Source organism: Desulfobacula sp., assembly GCF_021107415.1.
This window is the reverse complement of record NZ_JAIOSW010000149.1, coordinates 1-18,137: the sequence shown is the minus strand read 5'-3', so window position 1 is coordinate 18,137 and position 18,137 is coordinate 1. Positions and strand designations below refer to the sequence as shown.

The 18,137-nt window shown below is 40.9% G+C and carries 19 protein-coding genes; 15 read left to right on the top strand and 4 right to left on the bottom strand.

The window, feature by feature from the left end; translation table 11 throughout:
* Window positions 1-49: 49 nt before the first annotated feature.
* From prfA to K8S13_RS07835, 14 genes are all read left to right on the top strand, one after another.
* A complete protein-coding gene (gene prfA, locus K8S13_RS07900; protein WP_291461758.1) occupies window positions 50-1,114 on the top strand; it encodes a peptide chain release factor 1 in 1,065 nt (354 codons plus the stop codon).
* A 21-nt stretch (window positions 1,115-1,135) separates the two neighbouring features.
* Window positions 1,136-1,723: a HemK/PrmC family methyltransferase gene (locus tag K8S13_RS07895; RefSeq protein ID WP_291461756.1), complete on the top strand. Its 588-nt coding sequence runs from the start codon at window positions 1,136-1,138 to the stop codon at window positions 1,721-1,723.
* Window positions 1,677-2,057: a hypothetical protein gene (locus K8S13_RS07890; protein WP_291461893.1), complete on the top strand. Its 381-nt coding sequence runs from the start codon at window positions 1,677-1,679 to the stop codon at window positions 2,055-2,057. Before K8S13_RS07895 ends, K8S13_RS07890 begins: the two co-directional genes overlap by 47 nt.
* Window positions 2,058-2,205: 148 nt before the next feature.
* Window positions 2,206-3,075 carry a 30S ribosomal protein S2 gene (rpsB, locus tag K8S13_RS07885; protein WP_291461754.1) on the top strand — a complete coding sequence of 290 codons (870 nt, stop codon included), beginning with the start codon at window positions 2,206-2,208 and terminating at the stop codon, window positions 3,073-3,075.
* A gap of 6 nt (window positions 3,076-3,081) precedes the next feature.
* Window positions 3,082-3,678, top strand: a complete 597-nt coding sequence (gene tsf, locus K8S13_RS07880; protein WP_291461752.1) for a translation elongation factor Ts — start codon at window positions 3,082-3,084, stop codon at window positions 3,676-3,678.
* Window positions 3,679-3,682: 4 nt separating this feature from the next.
* Window positions 3,683-4,405, top strand: coding sequence for a UMP kinase (gene pyrH, locus K8S13_RS07875; RefSeq protein WP_291461750.1), 723 nt, complete (start codon window positions 3,683-3,685; stop codon window positions 4,403-4,405).
* A 27-nt stretch (window positions 4,406-4,432) separates the two neighbouring features.
* Entirely contained in the window at window positions 4,433-4,990 is a 558-nt protein-coding gene (gene frr, locus K8S13_RS07870; RefSeq protein ID WP_291461749.1) for a ribosome recycling factor, read from the top strand.
* Window positions 4,980-5,741: an isoprenyl transferase gene (locus K8S13_RS07865; protein ID WP_291461747.1), complete on the top strand. Its 762-nt coding sequence runs from the start codon at window positions 4,980-4,982 to the stop codon at window positions 5,739-5,741. The genes frr and K8S13_RS07865 overlap by 11 nt, the downstream gene beginning before the upstream one ends.
* A complete protein-coding gene (locus K8S13_RS07860) occupies window positions 5,717-6,532 on the top strand; it encodes a phosphatidate cytidylyltransferase (protein ID WP_291461745.1) in 816 nt (271 codons plus the stop codon). The genes K8S13_RS07865 and K8S13_RS07860 overlap by 25 nt, the downstream gene beginning before the upstream one ends.
* On the top strand, window positions 6,529-7,689 hold the full coding sequence (locus tag K8S13_RS07855; protein WP_291461743.1) for a 1-deoxy-D-xylulose-5-phosphate reductoisomerase: 1,161 nt from the start codon (window positions 6,529-6,531) through the stop codon (window positions 7,687-7,689). Before K8S13_RS07860 ends, K8S13_RS07855 begins: the two co-directional genes overlap by 4 nt.
* 23 nt (window positions 7,690-7,712) lie before the next feature.
* On the top strand, window positions 7,713-8,786 hold the full coding sequence (rseP, locus tag K8S13_RS07850) for an RIP metalloprotease RseP (RefSeq protein WP_291461741.1): 1,074 nt from the start codon (window positions 7,713-7,715) through the stop codon (window positions 8,784-8,786).
* 1 nt (window position 8,787) lies between these two features.
* Entirely contained in the window at window positions 8,788-11,796 is a 3,009-nt protein-coding gene (locus tag K8S13_RS07845) for an AIR synthase-related protein (RefSeq protein WP_291461739.1), read from the top strand.
* The gene (locus tag K8S13_RS07840) at window positions 11,793-12,617 is read left to right on the top strand and encodes a phosphoribosylformylglycinamidine synthase subunit PurQ (RefSeq protein ID WP_291461738.1); all 825 of its coding nucleotides are present in this window, start codon (window positions 11,793-11,795) and stop codon (window positions 12,615-12,617) included. Before K8S13_RS07845 ends, K8S13_RS07840 begins: the two co-directional genes overlap by 4 nt.
* A 22-nt stretch (window positions 12,618-12,639) precedes the next feature.
* Complete coding sequence (locus tag K8S13_RS07835; protein WP_291461737.1) at window positions 12,640-13,323, top strand: DUF554 domain-containing protein; 684 nt, start codon at window positions 12,640-12,642, stop codon at window positions 13,321-13,323.
* Here the strand turns inward: K8S13_RS07835 and neuC are convergent.
* A complete protein-coding gene (gene neuC / locus K8S13_RS07830) occupies window positions 13,320-14,492 on the bottom strand; it encodes a UDP-N-acetylglucosamine 2-epimerase (RefSeq protein WP_291461735.1) in 1,173 nt (390 codons plus the stop codon). The genes K8S13_RS07835 and neuC overlap by 4 nt on opposite strands.
* Before the next feature lie 347 nt (window positions 14,493-14,839).
* On the opposite strand from neuC, the gene K8S13_RS07825 reads away from it, so the two are divergent.
* Window positions 14,840-16,213 carry an ATP-binding protein gene (locus K8S13_RS07825; RefSeq protein ID WP_291461733.1) on the top strand — a complete coding sequence of 458 codons (1,374 nt, stop codon included), beginning with the start codon at window positions 14,840-14,842 and terminating at the stop codon, window positions 16,211-16,213.
* Window positions 16,214-16,225: 12 nt separating this feature from the next.
* On the opposite strand, the gene K8S13_RS07820 is transcribed toward K8S13_RS07825, so the two are convergent.
* From K8S13_RS07820 to K8S13_RS07810, 3 genes are all read right to left on the bottom strand, one after another.
* Window positions 16,226-16,372, bottom strand: a complete 147-nt coding sequence (locus K8S13_RS07820; protein ID WP_291461731.1) for a hypothetical protein — start codon at window positions 16,370-16,372, stop codon at window positions 16,226-16,228.
* 226 nt (window positions 16,373-16,598) lie between these two features.
* On the bottom strand, window positions 16,599-17,198 hold the full coding sequence (locus tag K8S13_RS07815; RefSeq protein WP_291461730.1) for a pyridoxamine 5'-phosphate oxidase family protein: 600 nt from the start codon (window positions 17,196-17,198) through the stop codon (window positions 16,599-16,601).
* On the bottom strand, window positions 17,176-18,137 hold a 962-nt coding region (locus tag K8S13_RS07810; RefSeq protein ID WP_291461728.1), incomplete at its 5' end, for an AarF/UbiB family protein. The genes K8S13_RS07815 and K8S13_RS07810, both read right to left, overlap by 23 nt.

Sequence of the window (18,137 nt, the reverse complement as noted above, 5' to 3'; positions counted from 1 at the left end):
TAATATAAAAGGGGTCTTAACTAAAGAGCCCCTTTTGAGTTTTTAAATTATGATAGAAAAATTAAAAGGCATTGAAGAAAGATTTATCAAGCTTGAGCAGCTATTGAGTGATCCTGCGGTCATTAGTGACCAGAAAAAGTACCAGGAATATCTTATAGAACATGGAGAACTCAATAAAATTGTTCCAGTGTTCAGAGATTATGAAGGACTTTTGGAGGAGCACAAAGAGGCAAAAGAACTTTTAAAGGATAATGACCTTGAAATGCGGGCCATGGCCAAAGAAGAGATCTCGGGTCTTGATTTAAAGATAGAAACTATAAAGTCGCAACTCAATATCCTTTTGATGCCAAAAGATCCCCGGGATGATAAAAATGTGCTCCTTGAGATCCGGGCCGGTACCGGTGGAGAAGAGGCCGGTATTTTTACCGGTGATTTGTTCAGAATGTACTCAAGGTATGTTGAAGCCAAACACTGGGCCTTGGAGATTGTTGAGACAAATAATTCCAGCTCGGGCGGGTTTAAGGAAATTGTGTTCCTGGTGCGAGGTAAGGGCGCATTCAGCAGTTTTAAATATGAAAGTGGTACCCATCGTGTTCAGCGAGTGCCTGAAACAGAAGCCCAGGGAAGAATTCATACCTCTGCTGTTACCGTGGCTGTTCTTCCCGAGGCCGAAGATATTGATATTGATATTAATCCTGCCGATCTTAAAATTGATGTGTTCAGGTCTTCGGGGCCTGGTGGTCAGTCAGTCAATACAACAGATTCTGCGGTCAGGATTACCCATGTGCCAACCGGCGTTACAGCCACATGCCAGGATGAGAAATCCCAGCACAAAAATAAGGCCAAAGCCATGGGTGTTCTTAAATCCCGTATCCTTGACGCCAAGGTGAGAGAAGAGGAAGGCAAAAGAGCGGCGGAGAGGAAAGGGCAGGTGGGAACAGGTGACCGAAGCGGCCGGATCAGGACATACAATTTTCCGCAAGGGCGGATGACGGATCATCGAATCGGTCTTACGCTTTATAAACTGGACAGTATTATGGAAGGTAATATTCAGGGAATCATTGATGAACTTAAAATATACAACCAGGCACAGGCATTAAAGGAAATTGCCTAAAAAATTGAATACCTAAAGCAAATGCCTAAAGCAAATGAATGGTCAATCATTAAGATTCTTGCCTGGACAGAATCCTATTTTAAAGACCATTCCATTGACAGTCCCAGGTTGACTGCTGAAATGCTGCTTGCTTATTGTCTTGGCATAAAGCGGCTTGATCTTTATCTCCAGCATGACCGTCCCCTTCAAAAAAATGAGTTATCCTATTTTAAAGCATTAATCAAAAGAAGAATTCAAAACGAGCCCACAGCATATATTATCGGGGAAAAAGGATTCTTTGACTCTGATTTCAAGGTGGCAAGCGGGGTTTTGATTCCCCGGCCTGATACGGAAACCATTGTTGAACAAGCATTAACAGTATTAAATGCCCGGCAAAAAGATTTCAAACCCAAGACTGTTCTTGAGCTGGGGACAGGTTCCGGCGCGATCATTATTTCTTTGGCAAAAGCGGCTCCGGATCATCTGTATTTTGCAAGCGATATCTCTGTAACGGCACTTGCGACTGCAAAAAAAAATGCTGAAATAATACTCTCAAAAACAATTAAAGACAAAATCATTTTTTTTGTGGGCGACTGGTTTTCATCATTTAAAAAAAAAAACGCGATTTGATCCAGGATTTAACCCAATATTTGATCTGGTCATTTCAAACCCACCCTATATTCCTTCCAGAGAGATTCAAAATCTTCAGCCTGAAATAAGACGATTTGAACCTATGCTTGCCCTTGATGGCGGCAGGGACGGGCTTGATAGTTTTAAATTTATCTTAGATGAGGCTCATCACTATCTTGTCCCGGGCGGAACAATTCTTCTTGAAATGGGCTTTAATCAAAAAGAAGGTGTTCAAAATATTTCAAAACGATATCCTGAATATCAATCCATTGAATTCATTAAGGATTTGGCAGGACATAACCGTGTGGTTTTAATTAAAAAATCGATTGATTAAAAAATAGTTTTTTGATATATAAATTAGGATTTTTGTAGGATAGTAAAAACTCACATTCAGGGACTTGAAAATCAGGTGCTTTGAGAAAAGTCGAATTTTAGGGATGATCTGAATGGTGGATAAAACCATTAATTAATTTGGAGAACAAATGGCTCACATTACAATTAGAGAACTTCTGGAAGCTGGTGTGCATTTCGGGCATCAGACCAAGCGTTGGAACCCAAAGATGAAAAAGTATATCTTTGGAGCAAGAAACGGAATTTACATCATTGATCTGCAACAGACTGTAAAATTATTCAAAGAGGCCCATGATTTTATCAAAGGTGTGGCTGCCAATGGTCAGGATGTCCTTTTTGTCGGTACAAAAAAACAGGCATCCGAGGCGATCTATGAAGAAGCAAACCGTGCTGAACAGTTCTATGTTCAAAACCGATGGCTCGGTGGTATGCTGACCAACTTTCAGACCATTAAGAATAATATCACCCGGTTTCATTTTCTAAATTCAATTGAAAATGACGGAACCATTGAAAATTATCCGAAAAAAGAGCAGGTAAAAATGCTCAAAGAAAAAGTCAAGCTGGAGTTTGCCATTGGCGGTATCAGTAATATGAAAAGATTGCCCGGGGCAATTTTTATTATTGATCCCAAAAATGAAGCCATTGCCGTAAAAGAGGGTAAAAGACTTGGGATTCCAATTATTGCCGTTGTTGATACAAACTGTGATCCTGATGATATCGATTACGTGATTCCCGGAAATGATGATGCCATCAGAGCTATCCGTCTTTTTACTTCCCGTATTGCAGATGCCTGCATTGAGGGAAAAGCACTTTATGATGAAAGACAAAAGGCAGAATCCGATAAAAGCGGTGCAGAAGAGAGCAAAGAATTTTCCGATGAAAAAATGTCGATTGAGGTTGTTTCCGATGGTACGGACGGCCCTGTCGTTGAAAAGATAAAAAGAAGAATAACGCCAGTTGAAGAGACAAAAGAAGCTGACTTAGGTAAAGATAAGGAGTAAGTAAAAATGGCGCAAATTTCCGCAGCAATGGTAAAAGAACTTCGTGAGGCAACAGGTTCAGGTATAATGGATTGTAAAAGGGTCCTTGGCGAAGCAGAAGGTGATATGGAAAAAGCAATAGTGCTTTTGAGAAAAAAAGGGCTTGCAAAAGCTGCTAAAAGAGCTGGACGTTCAACCAGTGAGGGTATTATTTATTCTTATATTCATACCGGTGCCAAACTGGGTGTTCTTCTTGAAGTGAATTGTGAGTCTGATTTCGTTGCCAAGACAGAAGATTTCAAAGCTTTTGTAAAAAATATTGCTATGCATATTGCAGCAACAAATCCTGCTGGTATGAATCCTGAAGATGTCGATCAGGCAGTAGTTGAGAAGGAAAAAGAGATTTTTCGAGCACAAATGCTTGACCAAGGCAAACCCGAGAATATTATTGATAAAATTGTTGAGGGTAAAGTGGAAAAATTTTACAAAGATATCTGCCTGATGAGTCAGCAGTATGTAAAAGATCCCCAGAAGACCATCACGGATTTATTAAAAGAGACCATAGGTAAAATTGGTGAAAATATTCAGATAAAAAGATTTATACGTTTCCAGATAGGAGAATAGAATCTTGAACAAAGAGTCGGAGTTTGAACGGGTTTTAATCAAGCTGAGCGGAGAAGCCCTGATGGGAAATCAGGGCTTTGGTATTACGCCTGAAATGATTCATTATGTTGCAGAGGAAATTGCAAAAGTTTACCGCCTTAAGGTGCAGATTTGTGTTGTTGTCGGTGGTGGAAATATATTCAGGGGTGTTGCAGGAAGTTCTGCCGGTATGGACAGAACCTCTGCCGATAACATGGGAATGCTGGCCACTGTCATAAACAGTCTGGCTCTTTGTGATTCCCTGGAAAAGTGTGATGTTCCAACAAGGGTGCAGTCTGCCATTCCCATGGACAGGATTGCAGAACCGTTTATCCGCAGAAAGGCCATTCGACATCTTGAAAAAGGCCGGGTGGTTATCTTTGCAGCAGGTACGGGGAATCCTTATTTTACAACGGATACGGCGGCTGTGTTACGGGCTCATGAAACCCGCGCCCAGATTCTTTTTAAAGCCACCCAGGTTGATGGGGTCTATGATAAAGACCCGGTGGTTCACGATGATGCTGTCATGTTTGATGAATTGTCTTATATGAGGGTTATTGAAAAACAACTTCATGTAATGGACATGACAGCTATTTCCCTTGCAATGGAACATGATTTGCCAGTGCAGGTGTTTGATCTTCATAAGGAAGATAACATTTCAAAGGCTGTACTAGGCCAGGCTATTGGTACTCGGATTTATAACAAATAGGTAACCATTAATTGAGGATGGATTGTTATGATAGATGAAGTGCTCCAGGAAACCAAAGAAAGAATGGGTAAATCTGAAAAAGCTTTTGAAAAAGAATTATCAAAAGTTCGTACCGGCAGGGCATCTCAGGCAATACTTGATGGTGTTAAAGTCGATTACTACGGTACTCAGACACCTTTACCACAAATGGCAACCGTATCTATCCCGGAAAGCAGACTGATTACAGTGAAACCATGGGATGTCAGTGTAATAAACGAGGTTGAAAAGGCGATTTTGAAAGCCAATATAGGCCTGACACCCTCTAACGATGGTAAGCTGATCAGAATATCCATACCACCTTTGACAGAAGAAAGAAGAAAAGAAATTGCAAAAAATGCGGCCAAGATCTGTGAAGATTATAAAGTTGCCATTCGAAATATCAGGAGAGATTCCAATGAAATGTTAAAAGAGCTTCAAAAGGAAGGGGATATTTCAGAGGATGACAGCTTTAAAGCTCAAAAACAGGTACAGGAAGCCACGGATGAAAATATTAAGCGGTTATATGAAATTTTTGCAGACAAAGAAAAGGAAATTCTTGAAGTCTAACTCGACACAAGATGTGATCCTGAATCCGGAAACACTTCCATCCCATGTGGCCATTATCATGGATGGCAATGGCCGATGGGCTAAAAAAAAAATGTTGAACCGTATCAAAGGGCATGAACAGGGTTCACAAATAGTTCGCTCCATCGTGACAGCCGCAAGAGAACTTAAGATAGGGACGCTTACCTTATATGCATTTTCCACGGAAAACTGGGCAAGGCCGAAACACGAAGTAAAAGCATTAATGATGCTTTTAAAAAAGTCCATTGTTTCCCAAAGAGAAGAGCTTTCAAAAAATAATATTCGTCTCAATATCATCGGTCAGAAGCATAAGCTCCCTCTGGATGTTCAAAAAGAACTTGAGGTCACAATGGAGTTGACAAAAAATAATAACAAAATGTTGTTGAATCTGGCCTTAAGTTATGGTTCAAGAGAAGAGATCACAACGGCTTTCAAACGAATTGCTGAAAAGATAGAATCAAAAGACCTGGATTCCAGGGATATTACCCAGGATCTTATTTGTGATCATCTTTACACAAGAGCAATGCCTGATCCTGACTTGATTATCCGCACAAGCGGGGAGTATAGATTGAGTAATTTCCTGTTATGGCAGGCGGCATATTCTGAAATTTATATTTGTGATACCTTGTGGCCGGATTTTACAGAAAGTGAATTTATTGAAATCTTAAAAAATTTTCAGAAAAGGGACCGACGCTTCGGTAAGGTGGCATGCAGCACATCAAACGATGGATAACCGCACTCGTACTTGCCCCCATACTTTTATGGATTGTCATCAAGGGCAATACATTATTGTTTGCTGTACTGGTTTCAGTCGTTGCCGTATTTGCCATGGGCGAATACTTGAGAATTATTTTTAAAAATGATGAAGAATCCATTTCCAATACCATCAAGATCATCTCCTATATAGTTTCAATGACACTTGTTATCAGTGCCTGCCTGGGATCATGGGAAATTTTGTTTTTAATTATTGCCATGAATCTTTTGGCCTTATCCATTTTTGTGCTGTCCCGGTTTGCCGGCAATCATGCCATATTCGATATTATCGCAAAACAGGTTTTAGGCGTTGTTTATATCCCGGTTTCCCTATCCCTTCTGGTTTTTATTAAAGATCTTGATGGCGGAACATTTTGGATTATCTGGCTGTTGATTGTTATTTTTGCAAATGATACCGGTGCATTTTATACGGGGACATTTTTTGGAAAAAGGGCGTTTTCTCCTAACATAAGTCCTAATAAAACCATAGAAGGATCATTGGGTGGCGTAACAACCTCCATGATAGTCGGGTTCATTTTTTGTCAGATTTTTTTTAATGATCTGTCATTGTCTTTTCTTACCATACCAGCGTCTTTTCTGCTTGCCGGTGCCGGGCAGATAGGAGACCTGTTTGAGTCTGCCATGAAGCGATCCTCAAATATCAAAGATTCAGGTCGGATTCTCCCGGGGCACGGCGGGATGCTCGATCGAATAGACGGCTTGCTTTTAGCTATTCCGGTTTTATATGTGTACCGGGTATTTATTTTATGAAACGCTTGTCAATCTTAGGTTCAACCGGCTCCATCGGTACCAGTGCTTTGGATATTGTCCGGATGCATCCTGATCTCTTCCAGGTAAAAGCATTGACAGCCGCAAATAATATAGAATGTCTTTCTAAACAGATTGATGAATTTAAACCGGAGCTGGTTGCGGTTATTAATGAAGAAAAAGCCCTGGAACTCTCCCGAGTTTTAAAGGGGGCTTTAAAAGGAAGCAGCCGGCCTGAAATTTTGTTTGGTGAGGAAGGCTTTTGCCAAGCCGCTTCTTATGAAAATTGCGACTTCGTTCTTCTGGCCATGGTGGGTGCGGCCGGACTAAAACCTGCCCTTTGCGCCATTGAAGCAAAAAAACAGATTGCCCTTGCCAATAAAGAGACCCTGGTCATGGCCGGCGAAATAATCATGGCCAAAGCAGTGGAAAATGGTGTTTCAATCCTGCCGGTTGACAGCGAGCACAGTGCAATCTTTCAATGTCTTAAGGGAAACCAAAAAAAAGATTTGAAAACAATATTTTTGACTGCTTCAGGCGGGCCTTTTAGAGAAAAACCATTTGATGAATTCAAAAATATTACCCTGGAAGATGCCCTTAATCATCCCACCTGGAATATGGGACATAAAATCACGATAGATTCAGCCACTTTGATGAATAAAGGCCTTGAGATCATTGAAGCTATCCATTTGTTTGATGTCACCTATAAAGAAATTGAGGTGCTTATTCATCCCCAGAGTATTGTACATTCCATGGTAGGGTATAAAGACGGCAGTATTATGGCACAAATGGGACAACCTGATATGAAAGGGGCTATCTCATACGCCATGTCAGAACCTGAAAGACTTGATGTGCAAATAGATTTTCCCGATTTTGCAAGCCTTGGTTCATTGACATTTGAAAAACCGGATACTCAAAAGTTTCCTTCCCTTTTATTTGCATTTGAGGCCTGTAAGCAAAAAGGGACACTTCCAGCTGTCATGAATGCCGCCAATGAGGTTGCAGTTGAGGCATTCCTTGAAAAACGCATCGGTTTTTTAGATATTTTTAAATTAATTTCCAAAACAATGGAACTTCATACACGGATTGACAATCCCGATCTTTCAGGTATTATTGAAGCGGATGATTGGGCACGTGATAAAGTGCAATCCGAAATATAGAAGTGACATAAAAGTGAGGTCTTATGGGGCATTCTGCTGTTGCATTCATAATTGTTATTGGTATTCTTGTTTTCATCCATGAATTTGGACATTTTATTGCGGCAAGATTATGTGGAGTGGGAGTTAAAGTATTCTCCCTGGGGTTTGGACCGAAAATTTTAAAAAAAAGAGTGGGTCGCACCCAGTATTGTCTGTCTGCCATACCCCTTGGCGGGTATGTAAAAATGGTGGGAGAAGAACCGGGAACCACCATTGACCCTGAAGATATTCAGGCTTCTTTTACCCACAAATCATTGTTGCAAAAAAGTATTGTCGTTGCAGCAGGTCCTGTCTTTAATTTTTTACTGGCCATCTTTATTTTTTATGTCCTTTATCAGTTTTCAGGAATTTACCAGGCTAAACCGGTTGTGGGTAAAGTCATGGAAGATACGCCTGCCTTAGCAGCCGGAATAAAGCCGGGGGATGTGATTAAAGAAATCAACCAAAACAAAATTGAATCATTTGAAGATATTGCCAGGATTGTTAGTGCAGGCAAGGGTGAACAATTGGATATCATTGTGGAGCGTGGCACAGGATTTAAAGGAATTGTTCTTTCCCCTGTCCTGAGACCTTCCAAAAATCTGTTTGGTGAGGAAATTGAAAAATATGTCATTGGTATCGTTGGTACCGGTGAGTCTTTTCATAAAAGTCTTAACCCCGTTGCTGCCCTGTGGCATGCAGTCAAGGATACTTACGGGCTTGTAAAGTTAACCATACTTTCTGTTGGAAAAATGATCAACGGAAGTATCTCGGCAAACAATCTGGGTGGCCCTTTGATGATTGCCCAAATGGCGGGAGAACAGGCAAAAGCAGGCGTTATGAGTTTTGCCTGGTTTATTGCATTGCTTTCTGTAAATCTTGGTATCATCAACCTTTTTCCAATTCCGGTGTTAGATGGCGGTCATCTGTTATTCTTTGGCATAGAAGCAGTTACAGGCAAAGCAGTCAGTGACAAATTACGTGAAAAATTGATTCAATTCGGTGCAGCAGTGCTTGTAGCATTAATGGTCTTTGTTTTTTATAATGATATTGTAAGAATGTTCATTAATGGTGGGTAATATGATTTTTTGTATTGAGATTGCTCTTAAAAAAGAGCTGAGAGATGCTGAAGGCACTTCTCTGATTAAAAAGGCGGATTCTTATTTTGGAATTAAGATTCAGGAAGCACGATGTGTCAATATCGTGACCATTGAATCAGATCTTGATCAATCGCAGCTTGAAAAGGTAAAAGATGAGATTTTCACCAACCCTGTGACCCAGGTTTCAAGCTTAAAACCCATGGATATTGGTTTCCACTGGTGTATCTGGGTCGGGTACAGACCCGGGGTAAAAGATAACCCCGGTGCAACGGCAATGGAAGCTGTTACAGACCATCTGGGGAAAAGTTTTGGACCTGATGAGGGCATATATACGTCAAAACGATATTGTCTGAAAGGTGATGCGCTTGATCGTGAAGATGTGGAAAAACTGGCCTCTGAGCTTTTATCCAACTCCATCATTCAACAGTTCAAAGTTTTTTCAATTGACGAATGGAATAAGGATATAGGGGCGGATGTTAAACCTGCCAAGGTTATCCTTGATCATACGCCCTGTTTTGAAGTCATCAGTATTGAGTCGGATGAACAGCTTGCAAAAATTTCAGATGTAAGAAATCTTGCATTGAATCCAAGGGATATCCCGGTGATTCGTGAGTATTTTCTGGATCCAAAGGTAATGGAATCCAGAAAAAAAGTGGGCCTTTGTGAACCGACTGATCTGGAACTGGAATATATTTCCCAGGCCAGAAGCGATCACTGCAACCATAATACCTTCCAGGGAATTTTCCGGTACAAGGATGCAGCCAATAATGAAGAATGCATCGAAAACAGTCTGTTTAAAACCTATATCCAGGAACCCACCTTAACGCTTAAAGATAAAAAAGACTGGGTGGTCTCTGTATTGTGGGACAATGCAGGGGTTGGCAGGTTTGATGATGAAAATAATTATGTCGTAACGAGCGAAACCCATAATTCCCCCTCCAATATGGAAGCCTATGGTGGTGCCATAACAGGTATTGTAGGGGTTTACCGTGATCCCATGGGAACGGGACTTGGATCAAAGCTGTTCATGGGCAGTTTCGGGTATTGTGTGGGAGATTTAAATTATAATGGCCCGCTAAAACCGCCGCTTCATCCCAGGCGTCTTCTTGACGGTGTAATAGAGGGTGTAAAGGACGGGGGGAATAAAAGCGGTGTTCCCACTAGTTTTGGCCAGATATTGTTTCACCCGGGATACATGGGCAAAAGCCTTGTGTTTGTAACGGCATTGGGGATTATGCCAACCAGGGTTGCGGGCAAACCCAGCCATGAGAAGAAAACATCCCCCGGAGAACTGATTATCATGAGCGGCGGAAGGGTTGGAAAAGACGGAATTCATGGCGTGACTGCCTCTTCGGAAAGTTATTCGGAAAATACGCCTGCAGGTCATGTCCAGATCGGTGATCCCTATACCCAGAAAAAAATGCATGACTTTCTCTTAATCTGCCGTGATGAAGGTCTGATCCCGTTTATTACGGATAATGGCGGCGGAGGTTTGTCCTCCTCCGTTGGTGAATCCGCCATGATCTCCAATGGGTGTGTGGTTTGGCTGGATAAAGTTCCGTTAAAATATGAAGGTCTTGATATGTGGGAGATCTGGATTTCAGAATCCCAGGAACGCATGACCATTGCTGTTAAGCCTGAAAATTTAGACAGATTTATGGAACTCTCGGCAGAGCATGAAGTTGAAAGCACAGTGATAGGAGAATATACGGATACAGGCAAGTTGCATATCAAATATAAGGATGAAACCTGTGCCTATGTGGATATGGATCTTTTAGACAAGGGATTTCCCTCCTGGGAATTTGATGCAACCTGGATTTCACCTGAAACCCGAGGCTTGACAGAGCCGGTTATCAGTTCTCCATCTGATTTTAACAAATTATTACTCAGCATGCTTGAACGGCCTAATCTCAGCTCTAAAGAATGGATTTTCCGGCAGTATGATCATGAGGTTCAGGGCGGTTCCGTGATAAAACCTTTGGTGGGTGTTAAGTATAATATTCCGTCTGATGCCTCTGTGACACGGCCGGTCCTTGCATCCCAAAAGGGTCTTGCTTTCTCGCAAAGCCTTTTGCCCTGGTACTCAAAGATAGATGCCTATCATATGATGACATGCACCATTGATGAAGCGGTGAGAAGATTGATTGCCGTGGGGGGCAATTTCGATCATATCGGCGGGCTTGATAATTTTTGCTGGCCAAACATACAATTTGATTTCAAGAAAAATCCGGATGGAACATTTAAGGCAGCCCAGCTTGTTCGTGCATGCCGGGCGCTGAAAGAGACCTGCGAAAAATACGAGATTCCTCTGTTATCCGGTAAGGACAGCATGTATGTGGACGGTCATCTTGTGGGTGAGTTTGGTGAACGGGTTAAGGTCTCTGCCATGGAAACTATTCAGTTTTCAGCCACATCAGTTATTGATGATGTTTCAAAATGTGTGTCCATGGACCCAAAGGTTTCAGGCGACCTTGTTTATGTGTTGGGGTCAACTGCCAATGAACTTGGGGCATCCGAATATTATGAGGCGTTTGATAAGACGGGCTTAAATATCCCCCATGTTGAACTTGATAAATTCAAAAAGGTGTATAAAACATTGCAAACTGCCATTGAAAAGGAACTTGTGGCATCCTGCCATGCTGTTGCAAGGGGAGGTCTTGGTGTTCATCTGTCATATATGGCAATGGCAGGGGGCTTGGGCCTTGAAGTTAATTTGTCTGACCTTCCAATGGATGCAGGCCGCGGCAAGCTGTTAAACGAAACTGCATTGTTCTCAGAATCGGCAGGCAGATTCATTGTTACGATCCCGTCAGAAAACAGATCAGTTTTTGAAAAATTGTTTAAAGGGATGGCTATGACCTGTGTCGGTATGGTAACAGATCTGCATAATCATTTGAAAATTTCATCCTTGAACAAGGAAACACTGATAGACCTTTCAATGGAAGAACTTGAGAAAGCATTCAATAAAACCTTTGGAGACATGATATGAAAAAGGTTAACGCACTGATATTAACAGGGTTTGGGTTAAATTGTGATGATGAAACAGCTCATGTATTTGAACTTGCCGGGGCTGAGTCTCATAAAATCCATATTAATGCATTGGTGTCCGGGAAAATTAAGCTTGCAGACTTTCATATCCTTGCCTTTGGCGGAGGGTTTTCCTGGGGGGATGATCATGGTGCAGGCGTGATCCAGGCATTAAAGCTTAAAAATCATATCGGCAGTGATCTTTTGTCCTTTGTGGATCAGGGAAAGCTTATCATTGGTATCTGCAACGGATTCCAGGCCCTGGTTAATTTAGGGCTGTTGCCCGGGCTTGACAATGATTATTCTAAACGATCCGTTTCCATTACATTCAATGATTGCGGGAACTTCAGGGACCAATGGGTTCACCTGGCTGCAAATACTCAAAGTCCCTGTGTCTTCACAAAAGATATTGGTATGGCAGATTATCCGGTTCGTCATGGAGAGGGAAAATTTATTGCAGACCAAAAAGTGATTGACACCCTTTTGGCCAATAACCAGGTAGTGTTCCAGTATGCCGACAATCAAGGAGTGCCGGCAAAGGGAGCGTTTCCGTTAAATCCAAATGGTTCAATAGAAGATATTGCAGGTATTTGTGATCCTACGGGAAGAATTTTCGGGTTGATGCCCCATCCAGAGGCTTATAATCATTTTACAAATCATCCGGACTGGACACGAAAAACTCAACTTCGTAAAAGAGAGGGTAAAGCCCTTGATCAGGAGATGACCATTGGTATCAAACTGTTTGAAAACGGGGTTGAGTATATTAAAGAATCTTTCTTTTAGAATTTAAGCCTGGGGAGAACTTGTGCTGGGAACAATTGTAAATTGCTTGGCAATTATTGCAGGCAGCCTTGTCGGAATCGGGTTTAGAAACGGAATCCCGGAAAAATATAATCAGACGGTGATGCAGTCCATTGGCCTTGCTGTTATCCTGATCGGCATGAAAAGTGCTCTTGGGTGCAATGATCTTTTGCTCATTATTATCAGCCTTGCACTAGGGTCTTTAATCGGAGAATTGATTGGCATTGAAAATTATCTTGAAAGATTTGGAAAGTATCTTGAAACCAAATTTTCAAAAACATCCTCTGGTTTTGCAGCAGGGTTTGTCACGGCCTCATTAATTTATTGTGTGGGCTCAATGGCTATTGTGGGCTCACTTGAAAGCGGTCTTACCGGAAATCATGATACCTTGTTTGCCAAGGCAACCCTTGATGGTATTGTCAGTATTATTTTAAGTTCATCCCTGGGAATCGGCGTACTTTTTGCCGCAGTTCCGGTGCTCTTGTATCAAGGTTGCATTACCTTGATGGCAGGGCTTCTCAAACCATTGCTGATCCCGGCCGTTGTCAGCCAGATGTCATCAATCGGCGGTCTCTTAATTCTGGCCATCGGACTGAATATGATAAGGAAAGACAAACTAAGAGTAGGGAATATGCTCCCGGCTATTTTTATTCCTTTGATCTATTTTTTTATTATGAGCGAATTCTAAGCATTAAGACTACGTGAATAAAAGGCTTTTCGGGTAATATTTGTCCTCCTGAATTCTTTTACTATATCTTTTATCTTTCCTGCTGTTGATATCTGTTCAAAAGGAGATGACATGTCCCTTGTAAAGCATTTAAAGTCTGCTGATAATCCATTTTGAACCGCACAAAGGATTTCTTTTTTTTGGGGATGACAATCAATAATATTTTTGGCTTTTATCCTGTCCTGCTGTCTTGTGCCGATGTTAATCACCGGGGTTTTAAAACTGGGGGCAATTATTATGCTATCCGAATCATTGCCAACCAGGGCAGAACTATATTTTATGGCACAGCTTAAATCTGGTAGATTCATAAATGGAAGAGATATGGTTTTGCCGGGGTGATTCAAGGTGAAATCTTCGATCATTTGAATAATCATTTTACCCAGCCCGTTTGCTTTGGGTTTGTTGAATAATATTTTGAATTTTTCCAATCGTTCATCTGCCAGGCTTTCCAATACTTCTTGAAATAGTTGTCCGTTCTTTGAACCCATGGAAGCGTCAGGGTGAAAAGAAACTAATATGAATTGATTTTCTTTATTAAAGCCGATTTCATCGTAAAAAAGAGCTTTTCCCCTCAAAGACAGGGTTTTTATTTTTTCTATAAGAAGGGACCCGACGTTAAACACATTTTGTGAAGGCTCACCGAACCGGATCACCTGTTGGCGATATTTCTCAGTGGAGGTGAAATGCAAATGGCTCAATTTGGTAATGCCATACCCATAAGAATCATCCCATGTTCTAAAATCCGATTCACCCCCCTGAATATGGGCAATGGGAATGTTGTTCTGTGATGCTGCAATGGCAGCTGTAAATGTTTCATAACTATTTTCCAGCAGAATAACGATATCCGGTTTCAATAGTTTTAAAACCCTGTCATATTCTAATTGCTCAAAATTAACCGGATTAGCCAACCTAAAATTTTTCTGAGTATTGAATACAATATCGGTTTTTTCATCAATGGTGAAACCTTCTTCTTCAATACGTCTGTAAGTAATCTCCAATTCGGGGGTTTGGTGCTTTCCGGTTGAAATAATTGTTAAATAGACAGATTGATCTTCTTGAATTTTTTTTATCAAAGGTTTTAAAATATAATATTCATTTAATGTTCCGGTAATAATACAGATATTTTTCATCACGCTCCTTTGAAATTATTTTAAATAGAATCTTTTTTCCCAGGAAATTTTTTCCTTGTTTTTAAAAAAGATTCATGTATTTTTGTTTTAAGTATTTGATTTTGTATAATTTTCATTTAATTGATTGTTTTTCATAAAACCTGCTTGTTTTTATAATTAATACAAAAAGCATAAACCATGCCTTTTATATGTGCAGATGTGATTTATGGAAAAATTTCTCTATTGGGGCTCATTTGTGATGAGTGAGAATTGCTGGACCTTTTTTAAACTTGACATTTCAGTTTATGTATGACAAACATTATGTATGACAAACATAAGATAGGCAATGAATTACAGGGGATTGCAAAATGCGACTCAATTTTTTGGACAGAAAAAGGGAAATCACAAAACTCGATAGAGCCTTCAACTCTTCAGAACCGGTATTTGTCGTTATATATGGACGGCGCCGGTGCGGCAAATCCACCCTGTTGCAGCATATGGCCCGTCGCACAGACATATATTATCTGGCAGACCAGCAGGAAGCACCTTTACAGATGCAAAGCCTTGCCAGAGAAATAGGTAGATCCGTTTTCGGATTTGACCAGGTCAGCTATCCTTCCTGGGAAGTTTTATTAACCGCTATCCAGAATCAGATGTCACCAGGTACCGCTCTTATTCTTGATGAATTTCCATATCTCGTGAAAAAATCACCAGAGCTGCCAAGCCTCATTCAAAAAATAATCGACAGCAGGCAAAATAAAATTCACCTCATCATTTGTGGTTCCTCACAGCGAATGATGCAGGGACTTGTCCTTGACAGCACCGCCCCGCTGTATGGCCGGGCTTTGGAAATAATCAAACTTCGTCCCCTTGAACCGGGTTGGCTGCCTGAGGCATTGGGACTGGATCCCATCACTGCCATTAAGACCTATTCTATGTGGGGTGGAGTGCCTCGATACTGGGAACTGGCAAAACCCTTTTCCAGTCAGGAAGCAGCCTGTAAAGAGCTGGTTCTTGACAGGGACGGAATCCTTCATGAAGAACCTATGCGGCTCCTGCTTGATGATATGCGTGGCGCTGGTCAACCCCATTCACTTCTTGCTCTGATTGCCGGAGGCGCAAACAGGTTGTCGGAAATTGCCGGACGACTGGGAAAACCGGCAACCAGCATGACCCGTCCGCTTGCCAATCTAATCCAGCTAGGATACATCAAACGGGATCTGCCCTTTGGAGAAAGTTCCAGGTCCAGTAAAAAAACCCTTTACAGAATTGAGGACCCTTTTTTGCAGTTCTGGTATCGTATTGTGCTGCCAAACCATTCCATGCTTGAACAAGACCTTATTGATGAAGTGTATCTTGCCTCTCGACAAAAGTTCAAAGCCCAGACAGCAGAAGTATGGGAAGAACTGGCCCGCAAATCAACAGCACACCTTGAAATTGCCGGGTACCGGTGGAAACCGGCAGCACGTTGGTGGGGGAACGGCCTTAACGGCAAAAATATGGAAATCGATGTAGTGGCGGAATCTTTAGACGGTAAAAACTTACTTTTGGGTGAAGCAAAATGGGAAGACAAGACAAATGTACAGTCCGTCATAAACAAACTTGAAAAAAAAGCTGCGAATTTCCCAAAATGTGCTGGAAAAAAGATCATCCTGGCAGTCTGGTGCAAACAGCGTATGACTGCTGCCCAGGAGAAACATCCGGTTCTCACTCCTGAAGATGTTCTTTCAGTTTTGAAATAAATTAATATAAAATTAATTTTGACCAGTGAAAAAAGCGACACTTCCAACAATACGCACAGTATATTTTTCAAAATTGTTGTTCAAAATGGCCTCAAGATCGGCGGCATTATCATGCAAATTACTGAAAATTGATTTTTTGTTGTATATTGAGTTTGCCATTCTGTATAGCATCCCTACATCAACACTTCTATATCGTAGATAGACAATAAAAGGTTAGAATACTCGGAAGCACCAGCTGCGACTTCTTTTGATACTGCTTTGGTTGATTCACTGCTATCTATACTTATAAAATCTCTCCTCAATATACTCCTTTTTGTTTTGCAACTCATATTTTTTCACACCAAGCAAGTGACAATTTTTCTGATTAAGAATTAAACCTCCTTTATTATTGAATCTGCCAATTTTCAGTATCCTTTATGATTTTAACAGGTTTCAGCCCAAACGGTTCAGGCACAACAATACTCTTCTTAAAATTCATTAGTTCCATTTTTGATGGTTCCACCCGTATTGAAACAAAATCATCTCCGCCTGGACCGCCTGGAAAAAATAACAGCCACGAACCAATCCAGTGTTTTCTTCTTTCTTGAACGTCGCGGACAATACTCGCTTTGCCGTAAATAATTAGATTGGCGTGTTCTTTGTCACTGTAGAATGCAAGAGTTACATTTGGGTTCTTTTCAATCTCTTTGATTTTCCTTAAGAAGGGATTTGTACCAAGCCAAATTGTGAAAGTGTCAACATCGACAATAGGTTGAACCATTCTTGCGCTTGGCCATTGTTTATCATTGTTTGTGATTAAAATGCAGTATCTTGATTTTTTTAACATCAAGCGCGCAGTGTTGAGACTATGATTCAAAGAAGAATCAAATGATTTTTGTTTGCTCTGTTTGTAAATTTTAAGAATTTTTCTTCCAATAGCGCTTTTTAATTTTTTAATCATAATTTTTCCTGTAGGATTTTTTTTATGCGTGAGAACAGTATTCATACTTATTTCGTATCCTGATCTTCACCTTCATTTTCTCAAAAAGTTTTATTAATCCGTATCGTGTTCGATCAATAAAGATAAATTCAGGGGTGAAGTTGTGGATGTGTTTTCTGAATTGATGCATTTGCTGACCGATCTTTCTGCCTTTTTCCATGAAATCCGGGTTGGCACCAAAATCAAATTCCTTTTCGCAAAAAAGCTGACTGAGCCAGGCACCGATTTTCATAAATAAGGCCACCATCTGATCTTTTATATCAGGATCAAGATCAGAGATAATGAGTTTCATCCGGGTTAACAGATCAATATAAGCTTCCCTTTCATTGCCGGCGCCAATACGAATCAGTCTCTGGTAGAGTTGAATAAATTCATCATCAAACGATCGGACACAACCAAAATCAATCAGGCTGACCTTTAAATCATCTGTCACCAGAAAATTTCCCGGATTTGGATCAGCGTGTATTTGTTTCAGTTCATAAAACCCTTCTACAAAAATATCGTGCAGGGTTTGGGCAACAATGGTTTTACTTTCCAGATCAGGACGGGTCTCAAGCCATTCATTTAAAATCAGGCCTTTCATACAGGACATGGAAAGAACATTTTTTGTTGTCAGGTCGTGAAAGATTTCCGGGATCATGACCCGGTCATTTTTCAGATTTTCACGAAAATATTTAATATTTTGGCCCTCTTTTTCATAATCTGTCTCGTTGAGAAGGACTTCTTCGATTTCTTCCAGATCCATTTTGATGATGTCATACTCTGCCATAGGCCTTAGTACAGTTTTCAACAACCGGATATCATTGGAAATGGTTTGGGAGATGTCATGATACTGGGTCTTTACGATGAGCTCTTCTTCATCCTTAGATATGGCAAGGTAGAAGTGCCCCAGCCTGGCGGCAGCAAATGCTTTCAAGTCAAAAGGCTCAAATATTTTTTCAGGAG